Raw genomic sequence first — 13,313 nt, 5'->3', positions numbered from 1 at the left:
CATGAAGAAAATCGCAATAACCGCGCTCGCGGTCTTTTCACTTGCGACGTCGGCAGCTTATGCGGACGTGGTGAAGGTCGGTGTCATCGGTCCATTTTCAGGGCCATTTGCCCTTCAGGGCAAGAACTTCAAAGCTGGCATCGACGCCTATATGGCCGAGCATGGTAACAAGATCGGCGATGACACTGTCGAGATCGTTTATCGCGACGTGCCGCAGGCAGACCCGGCGCAGTCCAAGGCACTTGCGCAGGAACTCGTGGTCAAGGAAGGCGTACAATATCTCGCTGGCTTTTACTTCACTCCTGACGCCATGGCGGTTACACCCATTCTCAAACAAGGCAATGTGCCGATGGTGGTCATGAATGCCGCCACGTCTTCCATCGTAACCAAAAGCCCCTATGTGGTGCGCACGTCCTTCACCACGTGGCAAACGTCAACCCCGATCGCGAAGGTCGCACTCGACAAGGGTGTGAAGAAAGTTATCTCGGTTGTGAGCGATTATGGACCAGGAGTGGATGCTGAAAATGCATTCAAGGCAGCGTTCACCGAAGCTGGTGGAGAAGTGGTCGAAGCCATTCGTATGCCACTTGCAACGAACGACTTCAGCCCGATCATGCAGCGCATCAAGGATTCCGGCGCTCAAGGCGTGTTCGCGTTCCTGCCGTCAGGGCCAACGACGCTCGGTTTCATGAAGTCCTATGTCGATAACGGCTTAAAGGGCTCGGGCATCCAGCTTTTCGCTCCGGGTGATCTGACCCAGGAATCCGATCTTCCGGCGTTGGGCGAGAATGCTCTCGGCGTGCTGACGACGTTCCACTATGCGGTTTCCCATGACTCGCCGGAGAACAAGAAGTTCGTAGAGGAAGCCCGGAAAGCTGTTGGCAATCCTGTCGAACTTTCCTTCCCTTCGGTTGGCGCGTATGACGGCATGCATGTCATATACAAGATGATCGAAGCGACCGGCGGCGAAAAAGATGCCGAGAAAGCGGTCGAAGCAGTCAAAGGCATGGAATGGATCAGCCCGCGCGGCCCAGTATCCATCGATCCAGAAAGCCGCCACATGACGCAGAATATCTATCTGCGTGAAGTAGCCAAGGCTGATGACGGGACTTTCTACAACAAGGAAATCCAGACTTTCGAGAAGCAGGGAGACCCCGGACTGAAAGCTCAATAGCTCGGCGGTCGAACTACTGCCGCGCATTGCCTGGAGAGGCGTGAAACGCGTTCGCTCCGGTCCGTAACTGCTTGTTTTACCGCGTATCCCGAACAATGTCTTGCGCATCTCGGGATACGTTCCAACAGGATCATTCAATGCAGACTGTGCTCAGCATTGCTGTCGATGCCCTTGCTTACGGCATGGTGCTTTTCGTCATTTCCATCGGCCTCTCGGTTACCATGGGCTTGATGCGGGTCGTCAATCTGGCTCATGGAGCATTTGCGATGATCGGCGGCTATTTCGCATCCTATGCCGCCCAGCAACTCGGCCTCAATTACGGCTTTGCGATCATTATTGCCGTCGCTGGTACGATGCTCATCGCAGTTCCGGTGGAACGGCTGCTCTATCGGCGCATTTACGGAGCGCCCGAGCTGACCCAGGTTCTGATGACCATCGGCATCACTTTCTGCATCATAGGACTGACGAATTACATATTCGGGCCGACGCTGAAGACCATCCCCTTGCCGGAAGCGCTGCGTGGATCGGTCGATCTCGGATTTCGGGCTATCGCGAAACACCGTGTCTTTGCGATCGGTTGCGGCCTGGTAGTAGCTCTTGGCCTTTGGTACATCATCGAACGCACCGCCTTCGGCGTGAAACTGCGTGCCGCTGTCGACAATGCCAATATGACGGCAGCCCTCGGTGTGCGAACTGAAATCGTTTATGCCGTCAGCTTTGCGCTTGCCATTGGGCTTGCAGCTCTCGGCGGCGTTGTTGGCGCCGAACTTCTGCCTGTTGAGCCCTATTACGCACTCCGCTACATGGTGACTTTTCTGGTGGTTGTTTCGGTCGGTGGTGCAGGCTCCATACCCGGTGCGCTGATCGCTTGCCTCCTACTCGGCGCAATCGATACTACCGGCCGTTATCTGGCACCGGAATATGGCGAGTTCTTCTTTTATCTGGCGGTGATCGTCATTGTGACCCTATTCCCCCGCGGCCTTGCAGGAAGGTTGGCCAGAAAATGACCGACGTGACGCAAAGCCTCAACCAACGCCGTCATTCTCGCGCGGGTTTCCTCGGCATCACAGCCATAATCCTGGCCAGTGTCATCGGCTGGTTTCTGTTTCCCGATAATCTGGCGCTGCTGACACGCATCATCGCAATTGCCTTGCTCGTATTGTCCCTCGATCTGGTGACCGGCTATTGCGGCATCGCAACACTTGGTCACGCTGCCCTATTTGGCGCGGGAGCCTATGGCGCCGGCATCGCCGCCGCACATTTCGGAATTACCGACCCGCTCCTGATGACACTCATCGGCCTGATAGCTGGCGCGATCACCGGACTTGTTTCCGGAGCCGTCATTCTGCGTGCCCACGGCCTCGCGCAACTCGTCCTATCGATTGCCGTGATCCATCTTTTTCACGAAGCGGCTAATAAGGCATCAAGCTGGACCGGCGGTAGCGATGGACTGAGTGGCATTGCGCCCGATCCAATTCTCGGCATATTCGAGTTCGATCTCTACGGACACACGGTCTACATTTACGCTGTAGTCCTGCTGCTGATTTCTTTCATCTTCTTGCGGTTTGTCGTGCGCTCGCCTTTCGGCATGCTTTGCCGGGGCGTGAAAGAAGACCCAATCCGCATTCACGCGATGGGGGCTTCGGTTCAGTCAGTCCAGCTTCGCATGTACGTTATCTCCGGTGCCGTTGCCGGCGTTGGCGGCGCGCTGAACGCCATATCGACGCAGGTCGTCGGGCTCGACAGTCTCAGCTTCACCCTGTCGGCAGAGGCCTTGGTGATGCTGGTTCTCGGCGGCACGGGATCGCTGTTCGGCGGGCTGATCGGCACGGTAGTCTTCATGTGGTTCGAAGACCTCGTCTCTGCCGCAAATCCTTTCCACTGGCTTACGATGGTCGGTGCCCTGCTGATTGCTGTCGTGCTGTTTGCGCCGCGTGGCCTCTACGGCACGGTCGCCTATTACTTTGAAAAGAAGGCGCATCGCAAATGAGCACCGTGTTTGAAGTAACAAAACTGCGCAAGAATTTCGGCGGGCTGGCGGTCACCAACGATGTTTCGATCAGCATGGCGAAAGGCGATCGCGTTGCGCTTATAGGTCCCAACGGGGCAGGCAAGACCACGTTCGTCAATCTTGTTACGGGCAATCTTCCGGCCACCTCCGGCACGGTGACACTGGGCGGCGAAAATGTCTCCAGGCTTAACGCCATGCAGCGCGTTCGGCGTGGGCTTGTGCGCTCATTTCAGGTTACCCGCCTCTTCTTCGACATGACCCCTGAAGAACACGTCGCGCTTGCGATCCTGCAACGAGAAGGCATGACAGGACGCATTCTCGGCAACTATCGCAAAATGCCCGAAGTGATGGATGAAGTGCGCGACATTCTCGATACGCTCGGCCTTCTGTCTCTCGCCCAATTGCGGGCGAACGAGATCGCATATGGCCAGCAGCGTCTTCTGGAAATTGCCCTTGCTTTGGCTCTTCGTCCCAAGGTGCTGCTGCTTGATGAACCTGCCGCAGGAGTTCCACAAAGCGATACGGGCCGCATCGAGGAAGCACTTGCCCGATTACCCCCCGATCTGGCGGTTCTCATGATCGAGCACGATATGGATCTCGTTTTCCGCTTTGCAAAGCGCGTCGTCGTTCTGGCCGCAGGAACGGTAATCTTTGACGGGCTGCCTGAAGATGTCGTGCAGGACGCCCGTGTCCGCGAAGCCTATCTGGGGAGCTATGCGCAATGAGTGCAGCCGCGCTTGAAATTCGCAATCTTTCATCCGGTTACGGCCCCACACGCGTGATCGAAGATGTATCCTTCAAAGCCGATCCGGGGTCGCGGCTTGCCGTTCTTGGCCGCAATGGTGTCGGCAAGACCAGCCTCTTTGCTACCATAGCAGGGCAAACACGCCGTTATGGCGGCGAAATTCTGTTGGACGGGAAGAATATCGCCACGCTTCCTTCGGCAGCTCGCGCAATTGCCGGTCTCGGCTACGTGCCGCAGACCCGTGATGTCTTCCCCACCCTCACAGTTGAAGAAAACCTTTTCGTTGGCCTTAAAAGCCGACCGAAAGACGCGCTTGAAGAAGCCTATGCAATGTTTCCGCGCCTGAAGGAACGACGCCGCAATCTCGGATCACAGCTTTCCGGTGGCGAGCAGCAGATGCTCTCGACCGCGCGCAGCATTCTTGGCCAGCCGACAGTACTGCTGCTCGACGAACCATTGGAAGGGCTTGCTCCCGTCATCTGCGAAGAACTAATGGCTGCTTTCTCGGCATTAGCCCAGAAAGGCGACATGACGATCCTGCTCGTCGAACAGCGCATCCAGAGCGCGCTCGATTTTGCCGATCATGTCATCATACTGGAACGCGGGCGCATCGCATGGTCTGGCACGTCGACAGAACTTGCAGACAATCAGCAGACTGTTGAGGAACTATTGGGTGTGGGCGGCTTGCACTGATCAGTTGCCAACAAACTCGAACTTGTCGACGTCCACGAGGCCCCGGTCGGTAATCTTAAGATGAGGGATCACAGGCAGGGCGATGAAGGCCAGTTGCAGAAATGGCTCTTCGAGGACCGACCCTAGTTCTTCGGCTGCGTGACGCAGAACGCGAAGCTGGTCGCGGACTGTTTCATACGGCTCGGCGCTCATCAAACCAGCAATGGGCAAAGGCATTTCAGCCAACACCTTGCCATCGCGCACGACGACAAAACCGCCTTCAATTTCGCCCAATCGGTTCGCGGCCGCAGCAATGTCTTCGTCGGATGTGCCTACCACACAGATATTATGGCTGTCATGGCTGACCGTTGACGCGATTGCCCCCGATTTCAAGCCGAAGCCGTGCACAAAACCGGTCGCGATATTTCCATTTTTACCGTGCCGTTCGACAACGGCGATCTTGACCACATCCTTTTCGAAATCCGGCTCGACACCCTTCGGGCCGACCTTGAGGTCGAATTTCAGGCTTTCCGTTATGATCTTGCCCGGAATAATCCCGATTGCGCGGGTCTTGCCGCTGTTCGAATGCGAGCGGAAACTCGATGCGCTGACTTTCGGCGCCTTGACGCTGTTGCGCCCCACAGGTGCGACGGCCTTGCGCGCGGCAAACAAATCTTCCGAAACCACCCTGCCCGCTGACAGGACGATTTCAGCGTGGCAGCCTTCGAGGCTATCCACCACGACCATATCAGCCCGTTGCCCGGGCAACCAGACCGCGGTCAAAAAGGCCGAAGGCCCTCGCTGCGGAAACGCTTGCAGCTCGGTAAATGGCAATCGGCTCGACGCCGCCTGCAATCGCGGTCCGAATGAGGTAATCAAGATGGCCCTGATCGGCGATATCCAGCGGGTTACGGTCATCCGTGCACAGCGCCAGAAACTGCGCATGGCGCTCCGTAATGATCGGCATGAGCGCTTTCAGGTCCTTGGAAACGGACCCTTCGCGCACAAGCACATGCATGCCTTTGCGCATCTTTTCGAGCGCTTCTTCCGCACTTGTGGCCTCGTGTTCGGTGCGAATGCCCGCAGAAATATAGCCGTTCAGATCAAAGCCGCGCAGAAGCGGCGCGTGGCCATCGATATGCCGCCCCTGAAAAGCTCTCAGCTTCGCCATGCATTCAGGGTCTTTCGCCAGAACGCCCGGAAAATTCATGAACTCCGCAAGCCCGATCACCTTGGGATGGTCCGCAAAAGGTAACAGATCGTCGATCAGAAGCTCGGCGCCAGACGTTTCCATATGGGTCGCCGGTACACAACTCGAAAGCTGCACACGGATATCCATGATGGTTTCCATGGAGCTATCAAGAAAGAACTTGATACCCTCTGCACCGAGCACGTTGGCGATCTCGTGCGGATCGCAGATGGCGGTCGTCACCCCTTGCGGCAGCACGCAACGATCAAACTCATGCGGCGTAACGTGCGAGGATTCGATGTGAAGATGAGTATCGATAAATCCCGGCACGACGATCCGTCCGGAAATATCGATTTCCTGCTTGCCTTGGTAGTTGCCGAATGTTCCGACAATCCGGTCCCCACAGATGGCAATATCACTTTCGACAAGCTCGCCAGTCACGAGATCGAAGAAACGGCCGCCTTTCAGCACGATGTCGGCAGGTTCCCGTCCTGCGCCCTGATCGATCATCCGTTCCAGCATCACGTTACCTCATATTTCCGGAATCAAGCGTCACAACCTACCATAATGCAAGATGCGGCGGTAAGGTCGCCCTTCCGCCGCATCCATAACCTTTGATGTCCAGATTAACGGACGTACTCAATCATCCGAGCGCGGCTCAGGACCAGTTCGATGCGATCGTCCTGAAGCTTGTGCAGACAGACACGCTTGGTCCACGGGCCATCATGCAGCGTGAACAGGGCCCGTCCCTGGCCCAGGTCTTCCAATGGCATGGCCCGACGCGTAGGACCTATACCCATGATGAGGTGGCCGTCCTTGATATCGAAACTGGCACCATAGGATGGCGCCTGCCAGTGTCCGTCGAGTTCGTGGCCGAGCGGCTCCACTTTGACCGGCTTCAATCGGCGGGACACATAGCCGATTTCCCCTTCCAATTCCGTACCCGTCCAGCGAAGCCGAACCGGTGAGGACGGTGACAGGGATGAGAACCAGCCACCGCCGATATCGTAAAGCGTGTCTTCGGAATCGAGCCAATTGGCTATACCGTTGCGCATTTCCAACCAGAACGGTCCGCTATCCGCCACGTAAAGCCCGTCCGGGATGGTGCAGTTCGTCTCAGGCAACGACAAACCGTTGAGAGCGGCCATGCAGTCCCGCGCCATCTTATACGTATTGGCATCTTCGCGGTTCGAAACCACGATCATTCCGGTTTTTGCTGTTGGGTCGAGCAGAAAATAGCTCTTATAGCCGGGATGCGAACCGCCATGTCCGACAAAACGCTTTCCGTCCACCTCGTTCCTGCGCAGCCCGAGGCCATACCCTGTGACGCGCCCATCAGAAAGACGACGGTCTGCCGACAGCCTATCCAACAGGCCTTTGAACGGCCCCTCGCCGTTAACGAGCGCCTGCGCCCATTTCGTCAGCGCCATCCCGCTGCCCGTCAGGCTGCCGGAAGCTGAAATATGCAGGCCAGCGGAGCTAAGCTGCCACTTTTCACCAGATTTCCAATAACCGGGCACGAGACCGGCAACCGGGTCATTCCAGACATCCGGCGCTTCCATGAAAATGCCGAGTTGTTGCGCAATGTCCGATTTCACAAAATCATTGAAACGGAATCCCTTTCGTTCAAGGGCGGCTTCCACCAGCCGGTAACCGGTGTTGGAATAGGAAATCTCTGAGCCGGCATCGAAATTGAGACGTTTGAGGGAAGCCAGATAATCCAGAAGCTGACCGGCTTCCGTTTCCGTATAGACAGATAGTCCGAGGAGCGTCAGGCATTCGCGTGTATCGGGGAGCCCGCCAGTCATGTCGAGTGCACGTCCGACGGTGACATCGGCAAGTGGGCTTTGCAATTCCGGCAGATGATCACCTAGCCGGTCCTCCAGGCCAATGACATCGCCATGTTTGAGAACCATTGCACAAAATGCATGTTTCGTGACTGATGCGTAGCGAACGACTGTATTTGCCGTAAATGGAACACCGGTAGACAGGCTTTCAAGCCCGCTTGCATAAGCAAACTTTACCCCATCAGGGCCAAAGCCGATGATGACACCGCCCGGCTCATCCTTGGCCCAGCTTCGCGAAAAGACTTTCGCGGCAAGAGAAGCCGCGTTCCAGTCAGCATGCGTTGACATGAAAACTCCGTCAGGCAGGTTCTTCCAGATTGACGCTCAAAGCGCGCAGTTCTGTGGTATGCGGATGTGTCGTTCTGCCGGCGCGCAAATCCTCGGCGCCGAGCTGCTCTACCATCTCGCCGTGTTGCATCACTCCGACATTTGGACACAGATGCGCGATTACCGCGAGATTGTGGCTCACAAGCACATAAGTGAGATTCTTTTCCGCACGCAGGTCGGCGAGCAGATTGAGAATTTCAGCCTGCACCGAAACATCAAGCGCCGAAGTTGGCTCGTCCAGCAGAAGTACTTCCGGTTCGGCAATCAAAGCACGCGCTATCGCCACGCGCTGTCGCTGACCGCCCGAAAGCTGATGCGGAAAACGAAACCGCGCGGCTTTAGGCAATGCGACTTCATCGAGGACCTTTTCAATCCGCTTGTCGATATTGCCGATACCGTGGACCAGCAGAAGCTCGCTCAGAATGCGGTCGATTGTCTGGCGCGGATGCAGCGATCCAAATGGATCCTGAAACACCATCTGCACCTGACGGAAGAAGGCGGGCGCCCGCTTCGGGGCTACGTCCTTGCCGTCGAACGCGATGCGGCCGCTCCATTGTTCGTTGAGGCCGGCCATGGCGCGCAGAATGGTGGACTTGCCCGAACCGCTTTCGCCTACGATGCCAAAACTTCCGCCCTTCTCCACACGAAAGGACACACCCTTGACGACTTCGCGATCGTTGAAGCTGATGCGGAGTTGATCAATATCTATCATGAGTTCAGCCAGCTTTCTTCACGATTGAGAACCGGCAATCGATCGCGAGGATGCATCAGAGACGGAATGCAATTGAGAAGCCCCTTGGTATAGGGGTGCTCGGCGCGCACCAGTTCCGAGGCTTTCAATTCCTCCATGACACGGCCCATATACATGACCATTACCCGGTCACAGAAATGCGACACGAGCGGGAGATCGTGACTGATGAGAAGAAGCCCCATTCCCCGTTTGGAAACCAGATCGTCGATCAGGCGAAGAATTTCCGCCTGTACGGTAGCATCGAGCGCGGATGTGGGTTCGTCGGCAATAAGCAGCTCGGGATCGGGCGCCAGCATCATAGCGATCATGACGCGCTGGCCCATGCCGCCCGAAACCTCGTGCGGGTAAAGCTTTGCCACTTCACGCGGATTGCGGATCATGACCTGATCGAGCAGATCAACCGCCGCATCCATTGCCTGACGCTTGCTGCCACCTTTATGGGTGCGCCACGCCTCAGCCACCTGCACGCCTATGGTCTTGACCGGATTAAGCGAATATTTGGGGTCCTGCAGAATGAAACCAGCCCGCTTGCCGCGTATCTGACGCATCCCGCGTTCGGTAGCCGACAGAATGTCGATACCGTCGAACGAAAGCTTGTCAGCCTTCACATCAGCGATTGGCGGCAGGAGTTTCATCAGGGCTCGTGCGGTCAGCGACTTGCCTGAACCACTTTCGCCAACGATACCCAGTTTTTCGCGACCGAGCTGAAGGGAAACCCCGCGCACGGCATCGAAACGGCTGGTGCGCGTTTCAAAGCTGATTTGCAGATTTTTGATATCAACCAGCATCTGTTCTCTCAATTTTGCTTCGGATCGAGCACGTCGCGCAGACCGTCGCCGAGGAAATTGAAGGCGAGCGATACAAGGAAGATCGCAATGCCGGGGATAGTGGCAACCCACCATTGTTCGAAAATAAAGCGCTTGGCGGTCGCTATCATCGCACCCCATTCGGGCGATGGCGGCTGTGCGCCCATCCCGAGGAAGCCAAGACTTGCGGCGGTGATGATGATCGAACTCATATCAAGCGTGATACGCACGATGACACTCGGCACGCAGAGCGGCATGATATGGCGCAGAATGATGCGGAAAGGCAAAGCACCAGTCAACTTGGCTGCGGCGATAAAATCGCTTTTGCGCAGGGTCATGGTTTCCGCACGCGCCAGACGCGCATAGGGCGGCCACGCGGTCAATGCAATCGCAAGCACCGCGCTTTCGACGCCTGGCTTCAAGGCCGCTACAAAGGCCAGCGCAAGGATCAGTCGCGGAAAGGCAAGGAAAACATCCGTAACGCGCATCAGTGCCGTGTCAACCATGCCACCGAAGTAACCGGCGATGCAGCCGATGAACAGTCCGATCGGCGCGACAAGAATGACGACGGCGATAACCATTCCAAGGGTTACGCGGCCACCGTAGAGAATGCGCGAAAGAATATCGCGGCCCAGTTCATCGGTGCCGAACCAGTGTTCCGCAGTCGGAGCGGACAGTCTGTTGCCGAGGTCCTGCACACTTGGATCATAGGGCGCCAGCAATGGCGCAGCCAGCGACAAAGCAACGAAAGCGACGATGATGAAAAGACCAATCATTGCGAGCGGATTGGCCCGAAGATTTACCCAGATACGATAGCGCCTCCCCCAGTTCGCCTGAGAGCGGGAGGTGGGCGAGTCATCAAGCGCCCAGTTATGAAAATTGGCAAAAATCATCGCACACGGGGGTCCAGAACTTTATAGAGGATATCGGCGAGCAGATTGAGCCCGACATAGATAACACCGATCAGCAGTGTAGCCCCTACAACCGGGTTCATATCGGCATTCATCAATGAGACCGTGAGATACTGCCCAAGGCCCGGCCAGCTGAAGACAGTTTCAGTAACGACGGCGCCCTCGAGCAAACCAGCATAGGTAAGCGCCAGAACGGTCACAAGCTGTACTGCAACGGTCGGGAAAGCATGTTTCCAGATCACAGATGTCAGCGACAGGCCTTTTGCTCGGGCCGTAATCACAAACTCGCCCTTGAGCGCGTCAAGCATGAAGGCACGGGTCATGCGTGTGATGTACGCCATGCTGAAATATGCTAGGATCAGGACGGGCTGAATCATGTGACGGACAGCATCCCAGAATGCGTCCCAGTCGCCCTCGATGAGCGTGTCGATCGTGAGCAGGCCCGTTACATGCGGAATCATGCCCTCGTAGATGATGTCCTGGCGCCCCGGTCCCGGTGCGAGATCGAGCGTCGCATAGAAAACCAGAAGTGAAATCAGCGCCAGCATGAAAACGGGAACCGAGTGTCCCGCAAGACAGATGACGCGGATCGTCTGGTCAACGAAAGACCCTTGCCGCACCGCTGCCCATACGCCCAGCGGAATTCCGATCAGTGCAGCAACAATCAAGGCGGCCGTTGCCAGTTCCAGCGTTGCCGGGAAATAGCGTGCGATATCCTGAGCTACCGGATTGCGGGTCAGAATGGAGTTGCCAAAATCACCGTGCAGGACCTGCCCGATATAATGTACAAACTGAACCACAAGCGGCTGATCGAGCCCCATCTCCGCGCGTACGCGCTGGATAACGGCTTCGGGCGCGTTGTCGCCCACGGCAGCAATAACTGGATCGACCGGCATGACGCGGCCGATCATGAATGTGATAACCATAAGCCCGAACAGCGTGATCAACACGCTGCTCAGGATTCCGGTCAGGTTCTTGAGGCTTTTCTTCACGCCTTGGCGATCCCTGCATAGGAATGGGAATCGGACAGCACGCCGAGACGCATCCCGGTAACGTCCTTGCGGCAGGCAGCCGTCTCGAACTTCTGCATCATGATGATGAACGGGCTGTTGTTCATGAATTCGCGCTGCAGATCTTCATACATCTTCACGCGCTTGGCCGGGTCCTGTTCATCACGCGCGGCCAAAGACTTCTTGGCGAAATCTTCGTTCTGGAAATGCGAGCGCCAGGCAAAAGGCTTGGTTTTCGCATCATCGGAATTGTCCGGATTGTTGCAGAAGACGTCGACATTGGTATTCGGGTCGAAATAGTCAGAGCCCCATACGGTCAACGCCATCTGGTGTTCACGAGCCCGCATCTTCGTCAGAACCTGACGATTTTCGGCAGCCAGCAACTCCACCTTGATCCCGATTTCGGCAAGGCTCGCCTGAATTGCCTGTGCGATATCCGGGCTAGGCTGCGCCGAATAGTGATCCATCTTGATGGAAAAGCCATCTGGAACACCTGCTTCCGCGAGAAGAGCCTTTGCCTTGGCAATATCCTTCTTGAATGGATTTTCATTCAAGGCTGCCGGAAAGCCTTCAGGAACAAGCGTTTGATGCACCTTGTAGTTCAGCGGCACGATGTTCTTCTGAATGCCCTCGTAATCCACAGCCCACTTGATCGCTTCCCAGACCTTCGGCTTGGCGAGAGCTTCCACGCTCTGATTGAGCGACATCAGCATCAAGCCGCCAACGCCCTTGCGCACCAGATTGTAGTTTTCATCACCGTCCAGAATACGAAGCTGTTCAGTGGTGAGATTACGCGCAATATCGACATCACCCTTCTGAAGCATCAGAAGCTGCGAGGACGGGTCCGCAACGTGTCGCAAAAGGATGCGCTTCACATTGCCCTTGTAGGCGCCATGCGGATTAACGTTCAGAATGATGCTTTCGCTCGGCTTCCAGGAAACGAGGACCCATTCACCAGAACCCGCGCTGTTCTTTTGAAGCCAACCATTGCCAAGGTCATCCCCGGAGGCGTTCTCCAGAACAGTTTTCTTTTCCACAATGCTGGCAACGCTTGCCGAGAGGCAGTATAGCAGGAATGGCAGCGATGTCGGCTGCTCGACCGTCAAAGTCAATGTCGATGGATCGGTTGCGACGATACTCTTCTCGGCATTCTCAGGCGTGAAGCCGAACTGGCCGATGATGAAAGCCGGCCCCTTGTTCATCTTGATCGCACGTTGCAGCGAGAAGGCAGCATCTTCCGCTGTTATCTGGGCACCGCTCGCAAACTTTGCGTTCGGATCGATCTTGAACGTAAAGACCTTGCCTTCGCCGTCGGCTTCCCAGGAAACCGCCACACCGCCTTCCACCTGATCCGGATTGGAGAGGCTTGGATGCACCAGACGCTGGTACATGTTGTTGCAGATTTCGCTGCCGACAGCTTCAAAGCTCTCATGCGGGTCAAGACTGGTCATGTTGTCGAGCTGCTGCGCCACAACCAAAATGTCCTGACGTCCAGCTCCGATAGCAGGCAAAATGCTCGCATAGGACAGGAAGGGAACGGCAGCCGCACCCGCCAGAAAACCACGTCTTGAAATCATTGAGAGCTCCTCTTGCAGCGCTTTCCGAACATGTCCATGAATTGGGATGCAATCGTCGACGCTTATATCCGGATATATTTTTCCACCTTTCCGCTATCACGTCAGCGGATGCAGGGGCCAATGCAGAATTTTGCATTGCCTATGCAGACTTTGCATGAGCGCAACCTAAAAGAAAGCTTTCGCTACAAGGAATCGCCGCTCATGCAGGGTGATCATATCAAGTGACTGAAATCGCATTTGCAATTCTTCGCGCTTGGGTCCATCACCCGTGTCTCAAATACTGGACTTGATTT

At 56.1% G+C, this 13,313-nt stretch carries 12 protein-coding genes and 1 pseudogene; 6 read left to right on the top strand and 7 right to left on the bottom strand.

Annotated features, from left to right (window positions below):
• Position 1: 1 nt before the first annotated feature.
• The 5 genes from ACS5UA_RS08605 (at position 2) to ACS5UA_RS08585 (ending at position 4,623) form a co-directional block, all read left to right on the top strand.
• A complete protein-coding gene (locus ACS5UA_RS08605; RefSeq protein WP_021587259.1) occupies positions 2-1,174 on the top strand; it encodes an ABC transporter substrate-binding protein in 1,173 nt (390 codons plus the stop codon).
• A gap of 137 nt (positions 1,175-1,311) precedes the next feature.
• Positions 1,312-2,181, top strand: coding sequence for a branched-chain amino acid ABC transporter permease (locus ACS5UA_RS08600; protein ID WP_006471315.1), 870 nt, complete (start codon positions 1,312-1,314; stop codon positions 2,179-2,181).
• The gene (locus tag ACS5UA_RS08595) at positions 2,178-3,164 is read left to right on the top strand and encodes a branched-chain amino acid ABC transporter permease (RefSeq protein WP_006468985.1); all 987 of its coding nucleotides are present in this window, start codon (positions 2,178-2,180) and stop codon (positions 3,162-3,164) included. Before ACS5UA_RS08600 ends, ACS5UA_RS08595 begins: the two co-directional genes overlap by 4 nt.
• The gene (locus tag ACS5UA_RS08590) at positions 3,161-3,910 is read left to right on the top strand and encodes an ABC transporter ATP-binding protein (RefSeq protein WP_006468986.1); all 750 of its coding nucleotides are present in this window, start codon (positions 3,161-3,163) and stop codon (positions 3,908-3,910) included. Before ACS5UA_RS08595 ends, ACS5UA_RS08590 begins: the two co-directional genes overlap by 4 nt.
• A complete protein-coding gene (locus tag ACS5UA_RS08585; protein WP_006468987.1) occupies positions 3,907-4,623 on the top strand; it encodes an ABC transporter ATP-binding protein in 717 nt (238 codons plus the stop codon). The genes ACS5UA_RS08590 and ACS5UA_RS08585 overlap by 4 nt, the downstream gene beginning before the upstream one ends.
• Here ACS5UA_RS08585 and ade read toward each other — a convergent pair.
• From ade to ACS5UA_RS08550, 7 genes and pseudogenes are all read right to left on the bottom strand, one after another.
• A pseudogene (gene ade / locus ACS5UA_RS08580) lies at positions 4,624-6,313 on the bottom strand (adenine deaminase).
• 104 nt (positions 6,314-6,417) lie between these two features.
• Positions 6,418-7,926, bottom strand: a complete 1,509-nt coding sequence (locus ACS5UA_RS08575; protein ID WP_006468989.1) for a serine hydrolase domain-containing protein — start codon at positions 7,924-7,926, stop codon at positions 6,418-6,420.
• 10 nt (positions 7,927-7,936) lie between these two features.
• Positions 7,937-8,677, bottom strand: coding sequence for an ABC transporter ATP-binding protein (locus ACS5UA_RS08570; protein WP_021587261.1), 741 nt, complete (start codon positions 8,675-8,677; stop codon positions 7,937-7,939).
• Positions 8,674-9,504: an ABC transporter ATP-binding protein gene (locus ACS5UA_RS08565; RefSeq protein ID WP_006471316.1), complete on the bottom strand. Its 831-nt coding sequence runs from the start codon at positions 9,502-9,504 to the stop codon at positions 8,674-8,676. Before ACS5UA_RS08565 ends, ACS5UA_RS08570 begins: the two co-directional genes overlap by 4 nt.
• Positions 9,505-9,512: 8 nt before the next feature.
• The gene (gene nikC, locus ACS5UA_RS08560) at positions 9,513-10,415 is read right to left on the bottom strand and encodes a nickel transporter permease (RefSeq protein ID WP_006468992.1); all 903 of its coding nucleotides are present in this window, start codon (positions 10,413-10,415) and stop codon (positions 9,513-9,515) included.
• The gene (locus ACS5UA_RS08555; protein WP_021587262.1) at positions 10,412-11,425 is read right to left on the bottom strand and encodes an ABC transporter permease; all 1,014 of its coding nucleotides are present in this window, start codon (positions 11,423-11,425) and stop codon (positions 10,412-10,414) included. The genes nikC and ACS5UA_RS08555 overlap by 4 nt, the downstream gene beginning before the upstream one ends.
• Complete coding sequence (locus ACS5UA_RS08550) at positions 11,422-13,020, bottom strand: ABC transporter substrate-binding protein (protein ID WP_006468994.1); 1,599 nt, start codon at positions 13,018-13,020, stop codon at positions 11,422-11,424. Before ACS5UA_RS08550 ends, ACS5UA_RS08555 begins: the two co-directional genes overlap by 4 nt.
• Before the next feature lie 12 nt (positions 13,021-13,032).
• Here ACS5UA_RS08550 and ACS5UA_RS08545 point away from each other — a divergent pair, with 12 nt between their 5' ends.
• Positions 13,033-13,245, top strand: a complete 213-nt coding sequence (locus tag ACS5UA_RS08545; protein ID WP_006468995.1) for a hypothetical protein — start codon at positions 13,033-13,035, stop codon at positions 13,243-13,245.
• Positions 13,246-13,313 lie beyond the last annotated feature (68 nt).

Source organism: Brucella sp. RRSP16 (assembly GCF_052246815.1).
GTDB classification, from domain to species: Bacteria; Pseudomonadota; Alphaproteobacteria; order Rhizobiales; family Rhizobiaceae; genus Brucella; species Brucella intermedia.
This window is presented reverse-complemented; position numbering and strand designations above follow the sequence as displayed.